Origin of the sequence: Streptomyces sp. NPDC057271 (assembly GCF_042668715.1) — a bacterium.
GTDB lineage: Bacteria > Actinomycetota > Actinomycetes > Streptomycetales > Streptomycetaceae > Streptomyces.
In genome coordinates this window covers 30316-50581 of the sequence record NZ_JBHUYJ010000057.1, presented here as the reverse complement: position 1 = coordinate 50581, position 20266 = coordinate 30316, and the positions used below count along the sequence as shown (strand labels likewise).

The 20266-nt window shown below is 72.8% G+C and carries 17 protein-coding genes; 8 read left to right on the top strand and 9 right to left on the bottom strand.

The window, feature by feature from the left end; all coding sequences use genetic code 11:
* Window positions 1–560, bottom strand: a 560-nt coding sequence (locus ACFUJR_RS24410; RefSeq protein ID WP_383450717.1) for a GPP34 family phosphoprotein, incomplete at its 3' end; no start/stop codon positions are given.
* A 347-nt stretch (window positions 561–907) separates the two neighbouring features.
* On the opposite strand from ACFUJR_RS24410, the gene ACFUJR_RS24405 reads away from it, so the two are divergent.
* Entirely contained in the window at window positions 908–1498 is a 591-nt protein-coding gene (locus ACFUJR_RS24405) for an RNA polymerase sigma factor (RefSeq protein WP_383169388.1), read from the top strand.
* 23 nt (window positions 1499–1521) lie between these two features.
* Window positions 1522–1866, top strand: coding sequence for a hypothetical protein (locus ACFUJR_RS24400; RefSeq protein WP_383169425.1), 345 nt, complete (start codon window positions 1522–1524; stop codon window positions 1864–1866).
* Window positions 1867–2065: 199 nt separating this feature from the next.
* Here the strand turns inward: ACFUJR_RS24400 and ACFUJR_RS24395 are convergent, their stop codons facing one another.
* The 7 genes from ACFUJR_RS24395 to ACFUJR_RS24365 form a co-directional block, all read right to left on the bottom strand.
* On the bottom strand, window positions 2066–6130 hold the full coding sequence (locus ACFUJR_RS24395; RefSeq protein ID WP_383169390.1) for a hypothetical protein: 4065 nt from the start codon (window positions 6128–6130) through the stop codon (window positions 2066–2068).
* 212 nt (window positions 6131–6342) lie between these two features.
* Window positions 6343–8145: a SpoIIE family protein phosphatase gene (locus ACFUJR_RS24390; protein ID WP_383169392.1), complete on the bottom strand. Its 1803-nt coding sequence runs from the start codon at window positions 8143–8145 to the stop codon at window positions 6343–6345.
* A gap of 182 nt (window positions 8146–8327) precedes the next feature.
* On the bottom strand, window positions 8328–8843 hold the full coding sequence (locus ACFUJR_RS24385) for a DinB family protein (RefSeq protein ID WP_383169394.1): 516 nt from the start codon (window positions 8841–8843) through the stop codon (window positions 8328–8330).
* Window positions 8844–8989: 146 nt separating this feature from the next.
* On the bottom strand, window positions 8990–9538 hold the full coding sequence (locus tag ACFUJR_RS24380) for a GNAT family N-acetyltransferase (protein ID WP_383169396.1): 549 nt from the start codon (window positions 9536–9538) through the stop codon (window positions 8990–8992).
* Between the two features lie 113 nt (window positions 9539–9651).
* Window positions 9652–10299 (bottom strand): class I SAM-dependent methyltransferase, encoded by a 648-nt coding sequence (locus tag ACFUJR_RS24375; protein WP_383169397.1) that lies wholly within the window; start codon window positions 10297–10299, stop codon window positions 9652–9654.
* A 194-nt stretch (window positions 10300–10493) separates the two neighbouring features.
* Window positions 10494–11006 (bottom strand): GNAT family N-acetyltransferase, encoded by a 513-nt coding sequence (locus ACFUJR_RS24370; RefSeq protein ID WP_383169399.1) that lies wholly within the window; start codon window positions 11004–11006, stop codon window positions 10494–10496.
* Window positions 11007–11016: 10 nt separating this feature from the next.
* Window positions 11017–11478, bottom strand: a complete 462-nt coding sequence (locus tag ACFUJR_RS24365) for a hypothetical protein (RefSeq protein ID WP_383169401.1) — start codon at window positions 11476–11478, stop codon at window positions 11017–11019.
* Between the two features lie 302 nt (window positions 11479–11780).
* On the opposite strand from ACFUJR_RS24365, the gene ACFUJR_RS24360 reads away from it, so the two are divergent.
* The 3 genes from ACFUJR_RS24360 (at window position 11781) to ACFUJR_RS24350 (ending at window position 14479) form a co-directional block, all read left to right on the top strand.
* Entirely contained in the window at window positions 11781–12242 is a 462-nt protein-coding gene (locus ACFUJR_RS24360) for a hypothetical protein (protein WP_383169403.1), read from the top strand.
* Window positions 12243–12619: 377 nt separating this feature from the next.
* Window positions 12620–12901 (top strand): DUF3040 domain-containing protein, encoded by a 282-nt coding sequence (locus ACFUJR_RS24355; RefSeq protein WP_383169405.1) that lies wholly within the window; start codon window positions 12620–12622, stop codon window positions 12899–12901.
* Window positions 12902–13333: 432 nt separating this feature from the next.
* Window positions 13334–14479, top strand: a complete 1146-nt coding sequence (locus ACFUJR_RS24350) for a trypsin-like serine protease (RefSeq protein ID WP_383169407.1) — start codon at window positions 13334–13336, stop codon at window positions 14477–14479.
* 592 nt (window positions 14480–15071) lie between these two features.
* On the opposite strand, the gene ACFUJR_RS24345 is transcribed toward ACFUJR_RS24350, so the two are convergent.
* Complete coding sequence (locus tag ACFUJR_RS24345) at window positions 15072–15875, bottom strand: HEAT repeat domain-containing protein (protein ID WP_383169409.1); 804 nt, start codon at window positions 15873–15875, stop codon at window positions 15072–15074.
* A 144-nt stretch (window positions 15876–16019) separates the two neighbouring features.
* On the opposite strand from ACFUJR_RS24345, the gene ACFUJR_RS24340 reads away from it, so the two are divergent.
* The 3 genes from ACFUJR_RS24340 to ACFUJR_RS24330 all read left to right on the top strand — a co-directional run bounded on the left by ACFUJR_RS24340 (window position 16020) and on the right by ACFUJR_RS24330 (window position 20079).
* On the top strand, window positions 16020–18188 hold the full coding sequence (locus ACFUJR_RS24340; RefSeq protein WP_383169411.1) for an FUSC family protein: 2169 nt from the start codon (window positions 16020–16022) through the stop codon (window positions 18186–18188).
* 70 nt (window positions 18189–18258) lie between these two features.
* The gene (locus ACFUJR_RS24335) at window positions 18259–18792 is read left to right on the top strand and encodes an HAD domain-containing protein (RefSeq protein WP_383169413.1); all 534 of its coding nucleotides are present in this window, start codon (window positions 18259–18261) and stop codon (window positions 18790–18792) included.
* Window positions 18793–18906: 114 nt separating this feature from the next.
* Complete coding sequence (locus tag ACFUJR_RS24330) at window positions 18907–20079, top strand: PI-PLC domain-containing protein (RefSeq protein WP_383169415.1); 1173 nt, start codon at window positions 18907–18909, stop codon at window positions 20077–20079.
* Window positions 20080–20266 lie beyond the last annotated feature (187 nt).

Below are 20266 nucleotides of genomic sequence, written 5' to 3'. Positions count from 1 at the left end.
CTGCGCTGCCGTGCGGCAGCCAGCTCCAACTCCGCCTCGCCGACCGCGGCGACCACCGCCTCCACTCCGTCCGGGAGGTCTGCGGAGTCCACGGCGGACTCGTCGTGGACTCCGACGGCCGTCGCGAGAGCGGTGAGCACGGGCTCCCGCGCCGTCAGCCGGTCGGTCGCACCACTGCGCGCCGGGGAATCGAGGAGCTCAGGTTCGCCCTCCGCCCGGAACGGAGTCCAGCGGCTGCGCTGCCGTGTGAGCAGCCCCTCCGCCTCCAGCGCCGTCAGATAGGCCGCGGCCAGGTCGCGGCCCCGCCGCCACAGCCAGTCTTCCACCGTCTCGTACGGCTCCTCCCGTACCAGCGCCGACGCGGCGGCCTGCAACAGCGCGTCGTCGGGTACGCGCTCGTCGGCCGGCACGATGTGATCGCCGTCCAGCTCGACGGCCCGGGCGGTGATCAGATCGATCAGCTCGGCGCCCGCGAGCCCTAGGGACAGCTCGCCCCGGTCCACCGTGCGACCGGGTGCCGCGTCCAGGGCGGTGAACAGTATGTCGCGCGGTGTGGTCATGGGTCAGCTCCTGTTGTCGGCGGGCGAGGACCGGGTCGGCCGGCAGGCGGGTCGCATGAGATCAGTGCTGAAGTCTACGTCCGCGCAGGGTGGGAGGGACGCGGGCCAGGCACAGGGGGTGCGGGAAATACTTCGGCCGGAGGTGAATCCTCTCGGGGTCTTCCCGCCTCCTGTCTGCGTACCGGCCGAACACGCCGGCAGAAGAGGGAGGAAGCACCAATGATGGTTACGGGCCTCGTCGTGATCGGAGTCCTGCTCGTGGGCGCGTGCAGTTGGCACCTGATGCGCCGTTACAAGAGCCGAAGCTGACCAGCCCCTGTCCACGAGCCTTTCCGGAGACGAGCACCATGAACCCACGCTTCTCCTGGCCGGACGAGCGGCTGATCAGGGCCGCTCAGGACGGCGACGTCACCTCGCTCACCACCGTCGTCATGGAATCGCAGCCGCATGTGCGCAAGTTCGCCAGAGCGCTCTGCGCCTCACCGCAGGACGCGGAGGACGCGGCGCAGGAGGCGCTGATCATCCTCTACCGGAAGATCGGCACCTTGCGGGCCACCGGCGCGCTCGCCTCGTGGATGTTCCGGATCGTGCGCAACGAATGCCTGCGGCAGGTACGGCTGTTCGTCCCGCGGAGCGACGGGGTCTCGGCGGAACCGGACGCCTCCCCGGAGCCTTCGGCCGAGGAGGCGGCCCTGCGCAGGCTGGAGGTGGAGCGGCTGGCGGCCGCGGTCGGGACCCTGCCCCGTGACCAGCGACAGGTCCTGGTCATGCGGGACGTCCAGGGCCTGCCCGGCAGGGCCGTCGCCCATGCGCTGGGTCTGAGCAACGCGGCGATGAAGTCGCGGCTGCACCGAGCGCGTGCCGCCCTGCGCCACTCGCTGGAAACAACCGATCATGCCATCGACGGACCAGTCCGAGGAGAGTCGTCGTCACCGTGAACACCCTGACCCCCTTGACCCCCTTGACCCCCTTGACCACCGAGACCACCGAGACCACCGAGACCACCGTCCCTCCCGGGAGGGACTTCGCCAGCACGTCCGTCCCGCGCCACCTGGCGCGCGGCGTCATCGGCTTCGGGCTGATCATCGGCTCGATCGCCCTGGTGCCCTACGTCGGCCCGGCCTCCCTGCTGGCGGCGCCGTTGGCGCTGATCGCCTTCCGCGGCTGCCCCACGTGCTGGATGGTCGGCCTGGCGCAGACCATCTCCCGGGGCCGGCTGGAACGTCAGTGCGTGGACGGTGTCTGCACCCTCGCCAAGGCCCACCCGGCGGCCGACGGCAACGCGCAGGACACCACTTCCCGGTGACGCCCCCGCCCAGGGGGTACAACCGTCTCACTCCATCCGAAGGGTGATCCTCCACAGGCGGTGCGCGTCGGTCTGCACAGCGAGTCGGACCGGAACTCCGGCGCGTGCGCATGACAAGCTCACGGAAGGGTGTACGTACGCCGTCGCGGTGGGGGCGGGCCGGTAGTCCCGCCCCCACCGAACACGTCATGCCGTCAGGTCAGTTCGTACGGCCCTCCCATGCCCGGGTGAACAGCGTGGGCAACGGGGCGGAGGGCACCGCAGCCAGGTGTGTCGTCGAGCGGTACTCCCTGGCCAGCGGCAACAGGCCGAGCTTGGCCACCTCGATCGGGAGACGTGGGGGCTTGCGCTCCTGCCACGCTCCCGGCAGGAAGAGGGAACGACCCGCTCGCGGCCTGGTGGCGCGCAACACACGGCCCGACGCGCCGAGTTCGGCCTCGGCCGTCTTGAAACGGGCAGGCTTCCACCCGGTCCACGCCTTGACGTTGCGGTCCGTCGGATCCGGCAGGGCGAGCAGCATGAGGTGGAGCGCGGCGGCGTCCTCGCTCAGTCCGAACGCCTGGGCGCACTCCTCGACCAGATGCGGCACGGAGCGCGTGGGGTCCTGCTCCCAGCCCGGGCTCCGCTCGCCGTCGGTGGCGAGGTGCTCGCCGAGCGCGGCGAAGTCGTCGCTCAGCAGGAGCCGCAGGTCCGCGAGGGCGGGCAGCCCGGAAGGGCTGGGCAGCCACTGGGAGGGCAGTACGGAGTCGAGGTACGCCTCCAAGGTCTCCAGCAGAGGATCGTCGGACCCCTTGAGCGCGGCGGGGTTCACACACAGGTGACGCATGTCGTGCGCCGTGTCGGCCACTTCGGTCACCGCCGGATGAGCGGTGAGCGCGTCGGTGGACGGAGGGGCGCCCATCAGGTGGTTGCTCTGCAGGGAGAAGAGCCGGAGGGGACCGGAGACCGAGGCCCCTTCCTCGCACAGCCGGGTGATCGCCGCGCCGACCGCGGAGCGCAGCGGATCGCCGGCCGGGGTGCGGTAGGCGATCCAGGCGGCGAATCTGGGCAGGGCCGACAGCTGGGGTGCGCCCGCCAGGCCGGCCCTGTGGTGGTCGAGACACCGGTCCCCCAGGGCGAGGCGGCCGAACAGGGCGGGCAGCCGCAGGTTGGGCCACCACGCGGGGTTGCCCCGGAGCGACTCCCGGGGCAGGGCCGCCTCCCCCCTGGGCAGGAGCGTCTCCTTGGCCGCGAGGGGCAGCAGCGCGGTGGGGACGGGCAGAGGGCTGCCCAGCTCCTCGCGCCACCATGCGGCGGCGCGGTCCACGTCGGGCCCCGTGGTCCACAGCTTCTCGGGGTCGTCGGGCAGGAGCTTGTCGTAGAGCGTGGCAACGAACCGGGGGCCGAGCTCGGACAGCAGCCCGTCCGCCGCCTGGTCCGCCTCCGCCCGCCGGACCTTCCAGGGCTCCAGGTCGGAGGAGCTGTGACGGGAGAGGTAGTTGCCCTCCATGTCCAGTTGGTGCGGCGTGCAGCGGACGTGCGCCGTCAGCAGCACGGTGGCCTCCACCGGAGTGAGCCCCAGCCGCTCGGCGAAGGCCTGGGCGAGGTCCGGGCGGGCCGGAGCCGGGCCCTGCTCCCGGTACAGCTCGGCGAATCGCGCGAACCAGCCGGCCGGGCGCACCGGCTCCAGTACATCCGCGCGCGTCAGCTTGACTCCCGCGGACGCCAGCGGGCCGTCCTCGGCGAAGGAGCCGTCGGGTGCGTACTCCCACAGCGTCCGCCGGGGATCGGTCCCCCCGCTGGCCACTACGAAGGAGACGGAGGTCGCCGTCCGGTAGACCTTCCGGTGGGCCGGTGCGTGGACGTCGGCGCGGTCCTCTGGAGCCTCGCAGCGGACGAGTCGCCACCTCCCCGGCTCACCGGAGGCGACGGGGTGGGCGGCGTACGTCAGCAGCGCCTGCGCGGCCGAGCCGCGAGGCCTCGAGGAGACGGCGCACAGGGCGAGGGGCGCGGCGAAGGCGTGCGTCGCCAGGAAGACGTCGTAGCGGAAGGCGACGTCGAACGCGGTGTCCGCCTGTGCGAGATCGCCGCCCCAGACGCCCGTCCCCTGCGTCGCGAGCCGCATCATCCGGCGGGCTATCCAGGTGAAGGGCTCTTCACGACCGGCATCGGGGGCCGGCCTGGCGTCGTCCTCGCCGGGGGTGAGGCGGCGGACGAGCCGATCGAGACCGGCGCGGCAGTTGACGGCCATGACGACGGAGCGGGCGGCCAGGCTGGTCGCCGGCTCGCCCAGCTGCGGCAGCGCTTCCATGACCGGTCCGCGAGCGGGACCCCGGACGCCCTCCCGCTCGACTCCGTAGGGCTGGAGCGTGCCGAGCACCTCCTCCACCTGAGCGCGCGAGACGGTGTCCGGCAGCTCGGCCATCAGCAGCGTCATGACGTCCACCGCCGCGAACTCCGCCGCGGCGTTAGCGTCCTTGAGGAGCAGCTCCACCGCCACGCCCACGTGGACGAAACGGCCGAGGAGGAGGACCAGCTCCTCGAAGTCGACCCCCGCGCGCAGCTTCGCCCGCTCACGGTCGCACCAGGCACGGATCTCCTCGTGCCCGACCGGGTTGTCGAACAGCGCGGGGATCTCCTGCCAGCCCTTGGTCTCGTGCGGCTGGTACCAGCTGTTCGAGGCCAGGTCCTTGGTCGTCATCTCCAGATCGGCGCGCACCCGTGCGCGCAGCGCGCGTGCGAAGCGCGCGTCCGCCTGCAGGTGCTCCAGTTTCGGCCGGCGGCCGAACACGAGGGCGTACAGCGGCGTGGGGCCGAGGAGCTCCGGCGGGTCCGCGACCGGCGCGCCGAGCTCCAGCAGGAGGTCGATCAGGTCGAGAGGTGTCCTTCCGTCGCCTCGTTCACCGACCTGCCGATAGCGGAACTTCACGGGGACACCGTCGGCCGCCAGCCGCGGCGCGATCCTCTCCGCGATCTCGTACATGACGGGCCAGGGGTCCCTCTGGCTGCTGTTCGTCCGGACACACCGGGCCAGCCAGGCAGCGGCCTCGCCGTCGGGCAGGCCCTCGACCTCACCGGTGAGCTGCGCCAGCGCCCCGGTGCGCTCCAGCAACTCCCGCCACAGCGTGGCGCTGTCACCGAAGGACCTCGGGCTCAGCTTCAGCACCTGCTGGACGGCCGTGGCGGCGTGTTCACCCAGGAGGTCCATGGCCGAGCCCTTGAGGCAGTCGGTCCAGAACCTGTCGTCGGTCAGCGAGAGAGCGCCTGCGGCGAGGATCTCCCCGAGCAGCGTGGCCAGTTCCCCCTCGGGCTCCAGGCCGGCGGCCTTGGCGATCTTGCGGACGTCGGCTGCCAACTGCGGGTACACCTCGGACGACGCCCGGAGCCGCCGGATCGCCACCGTACGGAAGCGGTCGACGTCCGCCCTGGTCGCCACCCCCTTGACCGCCAGGTCGCGGGCCCAGGCGCGCAGGACCGTGGCCGAGAGGGCATCGCCGTCGGCGAACGCGAGGTAGCGGCCCAGCAGCCACTCCCCGTCGACCTTGCGCGCCTGCACGCGCTCGGCGGCGCGGGCCCGCCCGAACCAGGCCGCGGCCATCGCCGGTTCACTCTGTCGCAGGGCGAGGTCGGCCATCTCGTCGAGAAGCGTGATCAGCAGGTCGGGAGCCGACGCCTCCACTCCGTGAAGGACGCTGTCGATCTCCGCCTTGAAGACGTATCGCCAATCGTGCGTGTGTCCCTGCAGGGCGATGACCTTCTCGGTCGCCAGCTCCTCACGGCCCGGGTGGGCGGCGATGATCCGCTCGGGAAAGGGCAGCGCGCCGTCGGACGGATCCGGTATGCCGGTGGAGAAGAACGCGTCCGGCTCCCAGTGCTCCTCGCGCATCAGGCGGTCGCGGTACGGGATGAGCTGCTCGGGGAGCAGCTGGGTCAGCGTGCGGCCGTCGAAACCGGCGTACGTGCGGGCCCACAGGCCGCCTTCGCCCGGCTCGTCGGTGAGGTCGACCTGCTCGGCCTCCAGCGCCTCCCGCCACAGCGGGTCGGCGTCGGCCAGCGCACGCGGCGCGCTCGCCCCGCCCTGCGCCCACTCCTGTGCCCGCAGACGGCACTCCTCGCGCTGCTTCCTCAGATGCTTCCGTGCCGCGTGCAGCGAGCGGAGCCCCGGAGCCCCCGCGATGGCGCCGGGATACTCCTTCAGCTTCCGCCCCCGGGGGTTGCGGTAGACGACCTCCAGATCGTCCGTCAGCTCTGCTGTGTAGCCGTTCTTCTCGACACGCGTGCCCATGTGCGCCCGTCTCCCCGTGGTGCTGATCGACAACCACACGCTACGCGGCGCCAATGACACCGCCGCCAGGCACGTCGGCCGGTGAAGGCCGGCGGCAAACGAACGCGGGCGCGGGCCCCGTCATCCCGTACCGCGACATCCGGGGGAAGGAGCTGTGGACCGGGACGGGCGCGGGTCCCTCTCCCGTACTCGGTGGAGGGGCCCGTGCCGTTCTAGGAGGGCAGGTTCTGCTCCGCCCAGACGACCTTGCCGGTCACGGTGCGGCAGGAGCCCCACCGTCGGCAGAGCATGTTGATCAGCTGGAGCCCGCGGCCGCCCTCGTCGCTGAGGTCCGCGTGCTGGATCTGGGGCAGGTCCGGGCCCGTGTCCGAGACCTCCACGACGAGGCGTTCGCCGCGCAGGAGCCGGAGCCGGCCGGGGCCGTTGCCGTAGCGCAGGGCGTTGCCCACGAGCTCGGAGACGACGAGTTCGCAGGCATCGGCGAGCTCCGTCAGTTCCCAGGCGGCGAGCTGGTCCGTGACCAGGCCCCGGGCGACGGAGGCGGCGCGCCCCTCCCGCGGCAGCTGCCACTCACGCAGGTCGGCCGGGGTGCGGGCGGCGGTGGTCGCGACGAGGATCACGGCCTCGTCGAACCGGGCGGCGTCGGCGGGAGCACACTCCATCAGTCCGCCCCCCTCGAGAGCCTCGGGCGTCAGGGCGCGGGCCGCCGCCCGCAGGCGCTCCAGCTGATGGTCCAGGTCCGCCTGACGGGTCTTGACGAAGCCGTCCGTGTACATGACCAGCTGACCGCCCACCGGGACCTCCAGGACGATCGGGTCGTACGGGATCACTCCCGCGCCGAGCGGTGCGCCGATCGGCACGTCCACGAACGCGGCAGAGCCCTGTCCGTCGAGGAGCAGCGGTGGCAGATGCCCTGCGCTGGCGAGGGTGTACGTGGCGTCCGCCGGATCGAAGACCGCGCAGAGGAACGTGGCGACCTGTTCGTCCTCCAGGTCACGCGTGGCGAGGTCGAGCCGGGCCAGCACGCGTTCCGGGGCCATGTCGAGGGTCATCAGCGTGCGGGCGACCGCCCGCAGGCGCCCCATGGTGGCGGCGGCGGGCAGCCCATGGCCCATGACGTCGCCGACCATGAGGGCCGTACGCCCCCCGGGCAGGGCCATGACGTCGTACCAGTCGCCGCCGACCCCGTGGTGGGCCGTCGAGGGGGCGTACTCGGCGTGGACGCGCAGCCCCGGCGTCACGGGGGTCGCGCGCGGCAGCAGCGTGCGCTGCAACGAGACGACGTGCTCGCGCTCGCGCCCGTACAGCCGGGCGTTGTCGATGTAGACGGCGGCCTGCGAGGCCAGCTGCTCCGCGAGTGCGAGGTCCGTGGAGGAGAACGGCCGCGTTCCGGGGCCGCGTACGAAGTCCGCGCTGCCGAGCAGCAGCCCGCGGGCGATCAGGGGCACCGCGAGATAGCTGTGCACTCCCGCGGCGCGCATCTTCGCGGCGGCGCTCGCCGTCGGTGCGACCTTGACGAAGTCGGCGTCCCTCATCCGGCTCACCAGCACCGGCCTGCCTTGGCGCAGGCAGTACTCGTGGAGCAGCGTCTCGTGGGCCTCCTCGGTCCGGACGAAGGTCTCGCCCACCGGGGTGGGTTCCAGGGAGGACAGCGACTCGACGGCGGACAGCGCGGTGGCCCGCATGAGCGGGACGCCCGTGCCCGTCCACCGCGAGCCCTCCTCGCCCCGCAGGACACTCTCCAGGATGTCGACGGCGGCCCCGTCGGCGAAGCCGGGCACGGTGAACTCGGCGAGCTCCTGGGCGGTGCGCTCCAGGTCCAGGGTGGTACCGATCCTGGACCCGGCGGAATTCAGCCAGGCGAGCCGACCGCGCGTGGTGAGACGGTCGAGGGGGACCGCGCCCCCGGTCCGACTGCCCGGCCGCCCGCGCGCGCCGTCCGAACGGTGCACCGCGGTGCCCTGTCCGGCTGAGGCGCGGATGGTCAGGCGCCGTCTCCCGTTGCCACCATTCACTCTTTCGGCCTCCAGACAGGAACTCGACCGCTGCTGGTGCACATCATGCACCGGGCTGCGCGTCGAGGCCGATCGGGTCGCCCCCGGCGGAGCGCCGCCGCCTCGATCACGGCGTGTCGGGTCCGGCGTGTCCGGTCCGGCCGCCGCTAGACGCCGGTCCGGCGTGTCCGGTCCGGCCGCCGCTAGACGCCGGTCCGTCCGTCGAGGAGTTCACGCACGATGTCGAGATGGCCGTTGTGGCGGGAGGTCTCCTCTACGAGGTGGAGGATCACCCAGCGGAGGTCGACATGACGGCCGTCCCTGATGGGACGCTTGGCCATCGTGTTCAGGTCGTGCTCGGCGACCAGATCGCGGTACCGGGCGCTCTGCTCCTCGTACTCGGCGAGGAGCTGCTCCAACGGGATGTCCACCGCGACCCGCATCTCGGGATCGGGGTCGTCGTCGGTCGCCTCCGTCAGCGGCCCCATGAGTTCCTCGCCGAGGAACACCGTGTGGAACCAGTAGTGCTCGACCCACCGCAGATGGTTGATCAGTCCGCAGATCGTCATCAGCGGCGAACTCGGCAGGGGGGCCTTGCGGGCGTCTTCCGCGGACACCCCCTCGCATATGGCGCGCGCCGTGTCACGGGCGTAGTCGAGGAAGGTGGCCAGCTGCGTGCGCTCGTCCCAGGCGGGAGGCGTATCGGTTCGTCGGGTCATCGCGGGAAGTGTGCCGCAGGGCGGAGAGGGTGTCGAGGAGATATCGGTCCCACCGGGCCAGGACACGGACAGGCCGCACGGATCTCAGCCGCACAACTCGTGCCAACCGTACGGCCCTTCCGACGTCACCCGCGTCCGTCGTACGGCTACTCCGGCCGAATCACCTCGACCGGAAGCTCGAAGACGAGATCGAGCCCGTCGTGCTCGTTCCCCCGCTCGCAGACGCGGGTGAAGCCGAAGCCCGCGACGGTGGCCAGGGAGGCACTGTTGTCGGACCGGACGGTGGCCCGCACGGTCCTGACACCGGGTTCGGCGGCCGCCCGGGCGAGCAGCGCCCTCACCATGGCGCGGGCATAGCCCTGACGGCGGTACTGGGGCGCCACGGTGTAGCCCACCTCGACGACACCGGCCTCGTCAGGCGGCCCGTGGAATCCGGCGTCGCCGACGACGGTGCCGTCCGGCTCGGAGACCGCGGCCCGGGTGATCCAGGGCGCGGCGGAGGGGTCCTTGGCGACCTGATCGGCCCGGTGGCCGAATATCCGGCGGGCGCGTTCGCCGACGACGTAGCCGTCGAGAGGGACACCGGCCTCGGCACTGCCGGCCGCCAGGTCACCGTCGGCAAGCGCGCGCAGCGCCGTGGCGCTGAGCTCGACGAAGCGGACGCGCTTGGCAGGCGGGAGAGGTCCGTTGTTCATCGCGGAGATGCTCACCGAGCGGGCGCAGAGCTGTCCAGCGCTTTCGGGCGAGGTGCCTCCCTCTCTGCCCGCACTGCCTGGCCTGCCTGGCCGGCCTGCACTGCCTGGCCTGCCTAGGACTTGCGGGCGAGGAGGTGGACCTCCCGGAACTGCCGTCGGTCGGTGGGCTTGGGTTCGCGGACCATCCGGGCCGCCTCCGCCAGCCCGGCCTCGCGCAGCAGCGCGGCGAGGTGGTCCGGCCACCACCGGTAGGCCGGTACGACCGCGTGGTCGAAGACCTCGGACGGCCGAGACGGGTCGTCACCTGCCCAGAAGCCGATCAGAAGGTGTCCCCCGGGCGCCAGCACACGGTGGAACTCACGGAGGATGACCGGGAGTTCCACCGGCGGAGTGTGGATGATCGACCAGCGCGAGAGTACGCCGCCCAGCCCGCCGTCGGCGATGTCCAGAGCGGCCATGGAGCCCACGTCGAACCGCAGGTCCGGGCAGGCCTGTCGAGCCCACGTGACCATCGCGGGAGAGGCGTCCACACCGAAGGCGTTCAGCCCCAGCTCGGACAGGTAGGCGGTGACGTGGCCGGGCCCGCATCCCAGGTCCGCGACCTGACCGTCTCCACTCTCCCGTACGACCTCCGCGAAGGCACCCAGCATGGCGCGGTCCAGGGGAGCGTCGGCCAGCGAGTCGCGGAACAGCCGCGCGTAGGTGGGAGCGGCGGCGTCGTAGGCGTCGCGGGTGGCAGTGAGGGAATCGTGAGCGACCATGCTCGCGACAGTAGTCCCCGGCGCCGAGGCGAGCCGAGAGAGTCACGATCTTCCGGACGGGACCTCCGTGACGACACCTCCGGGGTGGCGGGCCCCCTTCCCGGGGGCGGTTCGTGGTGACGGCGGTGCCCGCGGGCTCGTGCTGCCGAAGACCCGGCGGGTCTCCGCACGGGAGCGGACGACGCCCTACGGCGTCAGCGCACCAGTTCGTCCGCCAGCAGGTCCATCAGCAGGCCGTCGTGCCAGGTTCCGTCCGCACCGCGCTCGTACCGGCGCATCACCCCGACCTCGCGGAAGCCGACCTTCGCGTAGCAGCGGATCGCCGCCGCGTTGTCGGCCGCCGGATCGATCACGAGCCGGTGGTAGCCCTGGGCGTCGACGAGGTACGCGGCGAGGGTGCGCACGGCGTCGGTACCCAGGCCGGCGCCGTGCACCGCCGGGTCGAGAAAGAGGTCGATCCCGGCGTGCCGGTAGTCCGGCTCGTCCTCGGAGTACCACTGGATCATCCCGACGATCCGCCCCCGGTGACGGATGGTCAGGCACCGGACGTCGGGGTCCTCCAGGTCGGAGGCGACCTCGGCCGCCAGGTCCTCGTCGCCACGCCATCGCTCCCGTACCTCCGGCGTGGCACGGATGGCCGCGAGGGCGGGAACGTCCTCGGCAACGGCGGCACGCAGAACGACGGAGACGCCGTACAACTCGGTCATACCCCGGACCCTACCGCCCGCCCCCAGGCGTCTCCGTGGCGGCGAACGGCGACCGCGGGCTCTCGATCCTTGAGCGGACGGCCCGGACGTGGTCGGGTGAGAGGTGCAGCTCGTACGGCAGGCAGCAGTCGGAACACAGGGTCGCGACCAGTGTTCCGCAGGCACAGAGCTGGTTCAGTCCCCCGTCGGGAGTCGCCCCGCAGCATGCGGCAGAGGCGTGGCTCGTCGTCAGGCCCCGGGAGTCGTCCGGGTTCACGACGATGTTGCCTCGCGGTCCCAGGGAGACCAGCGGCTGCCCGTCGATGTCGTGGCGGGTTCCATGGCGTGGCATCACAGGGCCGGGCGCCTCGGCGACAACGAGGGGCGGGCCGTACGGCTCCGTCTCGATCGCGTAGCAGCCCAGCGGCACCGTGGCCGGCGACGGCCCCGTCTGCTCCGCCTCCCACCACTCGTAGGCGGGAGCATCGGGCACCGACGGGAGGCGCTTCAATGGCCCCGTCAGAGCAGCGCCGCAGGCGGCGCACGCGAACACGGTCGTCTCAGGCGCGGCGCCCTCGGCCGTCACGGAGTCGCACCCGGCAGGCCGCTCACCGCCCACCTGGGCACGGGCACCGACGCTCTGGCACCGATCCTCCACGGGGGAACCGTACTGGATCAGCCGCGGGCCCCGGGGCGGTGCGCGCGCTCGCCGCGGGGTATGGCCTAATGGCAGGATCCCGGCCGCCTCCGGTGCACGGCGTCGCGGCTCGACCGACCAGGAGCGATGAAGGATCCATGACGCTGCATGAGGGACGCCGGGTACGACTGGCGGCCGAGCTGAGGCTGAGCGGGTCACCGGTCTCGGTCCAGGAATTCGGAGCGGGCGCTGATTCGCCGGCGAGCGCGGATTCGCCGACGAGCGCTGATTCGCCGACGAGCGCGGTCGCCGTCGCCGGTTCGCTGGCCCTCGCGGCAGGGGTCGAGGGCACCGTCGAGCGGATCGACTCGTACGCGAACGAGCAGAGTCACGAGGTCCGCGAGTACATTCGGCTCACCTCGCTCCTCGACGACTTCGGCCACCAGATGCCGCCCGGCAGCCGCGGGCAACTCGAGGAGCGGATCGCCTCGTTGGAACCGGCGTGGCAGGCGCACCTGAGACAGAAGGACCGTGTGACGGTCCGTGTCCGCCTCGACAACGGTTTCGTTCTCGACGGCGTACCCGACCACCTCTTCACCGTTCTCCGACCCGGCTCCTGATCCCGGCTCCGGAGATGCCCCGCCGCCGGAGAGTTCCTCGGCCCCCTCCTGCTCGGCAGGCTGTTCGACACGGCCGGGCACGTCCCTGGAGGACCCCGCCGAGCCGCTGTCGGCGGCACACGGCACGACGCGCGCGAGCGGCACAGCCACGAGCGGTGCGACGGGTCACGAGGGGTACGACGGGTCGCGGTCCGAAGGGGTCGACACAGGGTGGCGACTCCCCAGCCCCCGTTGACGCCCTGGCGAACTGTCGGTCGGGAGCGTCCTGCGCGCGCGATCAGGACAGCCTGCGGCCGAGCGGGAATACTTGAGGGGTCGGGCGAACGGAGGCGAACCACTCGCTCCCGGGGACCCGGAGCGGTATTGAGGCGGTCGCCATGAGTCACCCCGCGGATGACCAGCGCATACTTGCCGAGATCGAGCATGACCTCAGTCGCGACGATCCGGCACTCGTGGCCTTGGTGGACGCGCTGAACAACCAGTTCCCCGGGCAGCCCACACCGCCCGGCGAGGTCCGCGCGCCGCGGCATCGCAGGCGTCTCGTGGTAGCGGTCGTCCTGGTCGTCATCGCCCTCGTGGGGCTGATCCTCATCGCCGTCCTGGGCGGCGGCCCCTCCACGCCGCCCGACGTGAACGACGGAGTGCCCACGACCTGGTGACCGATCGCATGCTCGGTGCGAGGGGCGGCCGCGCCGTCGGGCCATGAGCGCGACGGGGCGCGCCCGCGCGCCCCGTGCCCAGTTCGTCGTCTTCGAAGGAGTGTGGGCGCGCGTTCACGCTCGATGTCACCGGCGCCGTCCCGGTGCCCCCGCCCGCACAGCGTGACGGCAGCCCCCTCGTCGCTCCGTCGCGGCCGGATCCCGCCCCGAACTCCCTTTGCACGGCGCCCGGTCGAGCTGCCGCGCCGCCGCTCCCGCAGGGTTTCGAGACGCTGAGCGCTGACCACGTCCCGACGAGCGCCCTCGCCGACGGCTCGTCGACAGATCGACGCCTCCTGGTATGGACCTGACAACCCATCCCCGTTAGCGTGACCTCCGGAAGCATTCTGAGAGCGCTCTCATGCGTTCGGCTCCCCCACCTCTGGAGGCTTCGTGAAACGCACCACCTGGCCCCTGCCCGCCGCCGTCGCGGCCCTGCTGATCACCGTCGGTTTAGGCGCCACCCACGCACCGCCGGCCCAGGCCGCTCCACCCCCCGTGCCCCCTTCCGCCTCCGCCGGGCTCCTGGACGCCATGCGGCGGGACCTCGGCCTGACGGCCGAGCAGGCCGAGGAGCGGCTCCGGGCCGAGAAGGCCGCGGCGGGTGTCGAGGAGGACGCCCGCCAGGCGGCGGGCCCCGACTACGGCGGATCCTGGTTCGACCCGGCGGCCGGCCGGCTCGTCGTCGCGCTGACCGACCGGTCCGAGGAGGCCGAGGTACGCGCGCTCGGCGCCGAGACCCGGCAGGTTCGGCACAGCGCCGCCGCGCTGGACGGGGCGAAGTCCCGGCTGGACGCGCTCGCCGCCCCGGAAGGCGTCGCCGGCTGGCATGTCGACCCCCGGGCCAACAGCGTGGTCGTCACCGTCGTGCGGTCCGAGCGTTCCGCACCCGCCGTTCGCGCCTTCGTCGAGCGGGCCCGCGCGAGCGCCCCCGTCACCGTGGCCGAGACGGCCGAGGCTCCGCGCACGTACGCCGCCGGCACCGTCGGCGGCGACCCGTACTACACCGGTAACGTCCGGTGTTCCATCGGCTTCTCGGTGTACGGCGGATTCGTGACGGCCGGCCACTGCGGACGGGCCGGCGCCGCGGTGCGCGGCTGGGACGGCTCCGCGATGGGGACCTTCCAGGGCTCGTCCTTCCCCGGCAACGACTACGCGTACGTGAGCATCCACAGCGGCTGGTGGACCGTGCCCGTCGTACTCGGCTGGGGCACCGTCCCGGACCGGCTCGTGCGCGGCTCCGCGGTGGCGCCGGTGGGCTCGTCGATCTGCCGCTCGGGTTCCACGACGCGGTGGCACTGCGGCACCGTCCTGGCGATGAACGAGACGGTGAACTACAGCCAGGGCGCCGTCCACCAGATGACCAAGACCAGCGTCTGTGCCGAGGGCGGAGATTCCGGCGGTGCCTTCATCAGCGGGGACCAGGCGCAGGGGGTCACGTCCGGCGGGTGGGGCAACTGCTCGTCGGGGGGCCAGACGTGGTTCCAGCCGGTCAACGAGATCCTCGGCCGGTACGGTCTGACGCTGCACACCGCCTGACAGTGAGGAGGTGGATGGCACCGCTGGGAGGTGTGACCCTCCGCCTGACCGACGCTCCGGCTGTCCTTGGGCTTGAAACGTCGGCCTGACGAGCGGTGCCGCCACGCATGCCGCCGGCCGGGAGCCTGTGACCTCACAGGCTCCCGGCCAAAGGTCCCATCACGGTCGTGGCCTGCTGCCCGACCGGCGCGCGCCATCCCTCACGCGTCGCACGGAAGGGCAGCACCTACCGGGAAGGCAGACAAGACAGCGGTCGTCGGCGGCGTCGCACCCCCACCGACGCCCACCAGGCCGCCGTGATCGACTCCCTCGGCGCCAGCGCCACCGCCACCGAGGCGTTCCCTGCCACGCCCGACGGCTACCGCCGGCCATTCGACCGGTCACGTCCCGCACCCGGAACACCGACCAGATCCGCTCCCTGATCGTCACCGCGCCGAGCGAGGTCCGCGAGCGGCTGCGCGGACGTCGGCCACCGCCGGCCTCACCAGGCACCTGGAGCACTCCCGGGCCGTCGAGGGAGCCACGGCGAGGGCCCCCGGGAACACCGTCCCGTTCCCGGGGGGCCTTTGGGCGACGAACGCGCCCGCCGTGCTCACTCCGGCTCCCGCGCCGCCTCCACCGCCTCCCGGACCTCGTCCCGCGCGTCGTCCGCAAGGGCGTTCAGGAGGTCGTCGACCCCCGGCGTGGACCAACGGGCGACCGCCCACACCAGGTCTTCCCGCACCCCGGGGTCGGGGTGGGCGGCGAGGTGGGTCAGTCGGTCGAGCGGGCCCCGGCGGCGCATGCCGAACCAGTGGAGTGCCTCCCGCAGTACGGCCGGGTCTCCCGGGTCCCCCGCCGCCGCGACCCTGGCGAGCAACACGCGGACCGGTGGCGGTGGGCCGTCCAGCGGGTGCGGGATCCGTTCGCGCAGCCGCCGCGCACCGTACCCTCCGCGGACCCGGCAGCCGAAGCAGGTGCAGGGGCGCGTGCCGTGCGCGTCCGGCTGGTACCGCCAGCCCGCCACCTGCGGCGCGGTGTCAATGCGGTGCACCTCGCGCGGCCGGATCGCCCGGGGTACGAACACCTCCCACCCACGCGGATCGTCCAGTGCCGCGATCCTCCGCACCGCCTGGGCCGCGGGGACGGTGGACTGGGCGTTGCGCGCCCGGTCGGCGTAGCGCCCGACCCGTACGTCCTCGTCGTCGTCCAGACGTACGTGGACGGCCACCAGGCCGCCCCGGCTGCCGAAGCGGGCCAGCTCACGGAGCCACTGGTGGGTGAGCGTGTAGGAGGGCAGCACCGGGAAGCAGTAGACACCGCGCGCGTCGCCCTGTCCGTGGCTCGCCGCCCGGATTCCCGACCGTCTGATGCGCGGCGCGTTCGCCGCGGACGTCACGTGCACGAACATCGCCATGATCCGGCATGTTAGGCGACCGCTCCCGGCCCCACGGCGGCGGCGGTAGAAGGTGCACGAGTGGCCGCGGGACGCGGCCGGCGTGCCGGGCGTGCCGGGCGTGCCGGGCGTGCCGGGCGTGCCGGGGCGGGTGATGCTGGTGGAATGGGCGGAGTTCCCAAGCTGCGTCTGCCGGCCGCCTACGAGGCGATGGCGCGGCGGTCGGTGCGGGTCACGCTCGCCGCGAGCGCCGGCTTCTACCTGTTCCTGTACGGCTTCGACTCCGCCGTCTCCGCCACGTACGCGCTCTTCGCCGCCGTCTCGATGGCCGGTCTGTCGCACATCCCCGGCACCGGGCGGCAGCGGGCGAGGGTTCTGTTCCCGGTGGTGCCCGCCTGCTGGGTCCTGATCACGATCGGCACGTACCTCTCCGTACGGACGTGGAGCGCGGTCGTCGGGATGCTGGTCATCGGCTTCGTGCTGGCCTTCGTCGCCGTGGGCGGCCCCCGGCCGGCCGGCGCCGCGCCGGGGCTGCAGCTGATGTACATCCTGCCGTCCTTCCCGCCCTACGACCCCGGTTCGCTCGGCGAACGCCTGGTGGGCGCGACGGTGGGTCTCGCCCTGCTGATCCTCGCCGAGGCGTTCCTGCTGCCCGATCATCCGGCGGCCGTTCCGTACCGGGAGCGCTCCGCCCTCGCCGCCGACTGCGCGGAGCGCTTCGCCGACACGCTGTCCTCGCCCCCGTACACGCTCCCCGACGCGACCGTGCGCGCGGCGCGGCCGCTGAGCGAGAACCTGCGGCCCTCGCAGGTTCCGGAGGCCGATCGGCCGGCAGGGCCGGGCGTACGGGAGCGGGCGCTTGCCCATACCGGGCTGGCGGCGCGGACGCTGCTGGCGCGGCTGGCGTTGCTGCCGCCGCCGGCCGACGGCCCCGCGTCGCCGGGGGCCGGGCTCGACGTGCTGCGTGCCGTACGGGACAGCTCACGGGAGACCGCCGCCCGTCTGCGTGGTCGGCAGGCGGGCACGGCCGCGCACGCCGAGCTGTGGCGGGTGCGGCAGGCGCTGATGGCGGGACCGCCGGACGGGGGCACCGTGCCTGCGGTGCTGCGTCGCCATGCGGCGGCGCTGGAGGTGGCGGACGCCGCACTGGCGATGTCCACCGCCGCGGACATCGCCGTGCGGGGTCGGGCGGCCGCGGCGACAGCGGCGCCGGGGCGGTTCTGGTACGCGCACATGCGGGCGCCGGAGTTGTGGTGGCGGCGGCTGACGGGGCATCTGGGACAGCGGTCCGTGTTCTTCCAGAACGCCGTGCGCATCAGCCTGGCGCTCGCGGCAGCGCGGGCGATCGCCGGCCTCGACACGCTCCCGCACGGCTTCTGGCTGCTCCTCGCCACGCTCACCCTCACCCGTACGACGGCTCGGGAGACGAAGTCCACGGTGCGGGTGGCGCTCATCGGGACCCTCGTCGGGGCGCTCGTGGCCGCCACGCTGCTGGCGCTCGTCGGGACGGACATCGAGGTGTACGCGGCCGCGCTGCCCCCGCTGATGCTGGTCACCTTCACCGTGGGCCCGGTGAAGGGTGTGGGCTGGTCGCAGGCGATGTTCACGGTCGTCATCGCCCTGGTCTTCGCGCAGCTGGCGCCCGCGACCTGGCAGCTCGCGGAGTTCCGGCTCCTGGACGTGCTGGCCGGCAGCGCCATCGGCGCCGTGTTCGGGCTGCTCGCCTGGCCCCGGGGCGCCCATGACGAGCTCCGGCGCGCGGTGGCGACCCTGCTGCGCCACGCCGCGGAGACGGCGGTGGACACGACGGCCCAGGTCGCGTCGGGCGGGACACGCGTGCCGCTGCTGACCGCTCCGGGGCACAGGTCGCTGCGACACGCGCTGATCATGGCGGAGTCGGCGTACGCGCAGTACCAGAGCGAGCCGAAGGGGTTGGGGGTGCCGTCGGGGCGGTACGACTGGCAGGCCGCGCTCATGGCAGGCCACCACACGCTGTGGGGCGCCGACCGGATGCTCGTACCGCCCGAACCGGTCGTCGTACCGCCCCTGGAACGGGGTCCGACCGAGGCGGTCACCCGGATCGGCGACCGGGTGGCGGCGGGCATGCTCCTGGTCTCCGCCCGCCTGGATCCGAGCGGGGACACCCCGGACACCACGGTGCCGCTGCGCGCCCGGACCTTCGACGACTTCTCGGCCGAACCGCCGGGCGCGCCGTGGCAGTTCTACGCGGCCGTGTCGTGGCTGGACGCGCTGGTGACGGACCTGGAGCGGATCACCGGCGATCCCGGGGAGCGGAGGGACGGGCAGAGCACCGGCGCGACGCCGGGCACGTGAGGGCTCACCGTGGCCGGCCCGGCGGCTCCGCCATCCGAGGCGTCCGCGGCGAGAGGGATACGGTGGTGTGGTGACCGGCTCACGGCATCCCCTGCTCTTCCTCGACGTCGACGGACCCCTCATCCCCTTCGGCGGGCCGCCGCAGGAGCATCCGGTGTACGAGGACGGCGCCGCGCCGCGGGAGAGCGGCGCGAACCCGCTTCTGGCCAGGATCGATCCCTCGCACGGGCCCCGGCTGGCGGCGCTGCCGTGCGTGCTGGTGTGGGCCACGACCTGGATGGACGATGCGAACGACTCCGTCGCGCCCCGTCTGAGTCTGCCCCGGCTGCCCGTCGTGGACTGGCCGGAGCCGTCGGCGGAGGACGAGCGGGACGAACGGAACGGTCTGCACTGGAAGACCCGTGCTCTGGTCCACCGGGCTGCGGGGCGCCCGTTCGTCTGGGTCGACGACGAGATCACCGACCGCGATCGTGCGTGGGTCGCCGCACACCACCAAGGTCGTGCGCTGCTCCATCGAGTGGATCCACGACAGGGCCTCACGGACGCCGATTTCGCCGTCCTCGACGCGTGGTTGGGCCGGGCGAGCACACGCGGCACGGTCTGACCCGAACGGGACGGCTCGGCACGCCTCCGCCGCTCGCGGTTCGCCGCACCTCGGATATCGGCCGTATTGGTCCGAAGGAGGGCTAGTTCACGGCCTTCACGCTACCCTCCGGCCATGATTGACATGGGCATGCAACGGATGGGAGCGCGTGCGCGCTTCCGGATCATCGCACCGACACCCGGCCGGTGGGCCGCCCACACCGCGCCCCGGCGAAGAACCGGGCGCTGTTCCTTCGTGCTCCTCCTCCTGTTGACCCTTCTGGGCACCCCGACCCTCGCGACCGCCTCGGCCCCTTCGAACCCCTCGGCCCCCTCGACCGCCACGGCCCCCTCGGCCCACTCGGTCCCGGCGGGCGCCCCCTCCGCCGGGGCCGCGCCGGCCACCGGGGCCGCGTCGGCCGCCGCACGCTGGGGCGACCGCCGGCTCGACGAGGTCGCCTTCCTGACCACCCACAACGCGTTCACCAACTACGAGGACTCCCGGTGGAGTTCGGTGAACCAGTCCGAGTCCGTACGCGCCCAGCTCGACAACGGCGTCCGCGGTCTGAGCCTGGACACGCACTGGTACGAGCGCAGCACCTGGCTCTGCGTCATCAGCTTCGGCAGCGACTGCTACCCCAGCGACGTGTATCTGTGCCACGGCGAATGCAAGACCTTCGCCGGAGTCACCTACGCCCTGCCCCGGCAGTCCTTCCACGGCACGATGCAGACCGTGGTGGACTTCCTCGCCGCCCACCCCCAGGAGGTCGTGACCGTCTTCCTGGAGGACTACGTCAGCGCCGACCAGTTGCGGAACTCCCTGAGCAGGGTCCGGGGGCTGTCAGAGCTGCTGTTCCGGCCCGACGCGTGGAACGTGCGTCAGCAGGGCTGGCCCAAGGTGGCCGACCTGGTCACGGCCGGAAAGCGGCTGCTGGTCTTCTCCGACCGCCCGGACCGTGAGCATCTGGGCGTCATGTACGACCGGTCGTGGACGGTCAGCAACTACTGGAGCCTCGGGGACATGGGCAACGACCTCGCGTGCGTCACCCGCTGGTCCGACGTTCCGCTGGACCGTCAGGAGCCCGGATTCCGGCGGCTGTTCACGATGAGCCACCACCGCAACGTGCCCACGGTCCTCACGGCGGCCCTCGACAACGGGGCCAAGCTGAGGAACCGGATCACCGAACAGTGCCGGCCCGCGGCCGGTGGCCGCGACCCGAACTTCGTCTCCGTCGACTTCCACCGCCTGTCGGACGACAGCGGTCACACGCCCGCCTCGATCATCGCGGAACTCAACGCGCGCCCCTGACGCCCGCCCGCGCCGGACGCGGTGAGCCGCCCGCCCGCCGGGCGGGCGGCGCCGGCCCGGCCGTACCGCGAACTCATCCCGCGTTCCGCTCCGGCGCGGGCGAACCGCCCGACCGCCGTCCGGCACGCGGGCGAACGCGCCCGAGCGCCGGACAGCGGTCCGGGCCGGGCCTGTCTCTTCTACCCAC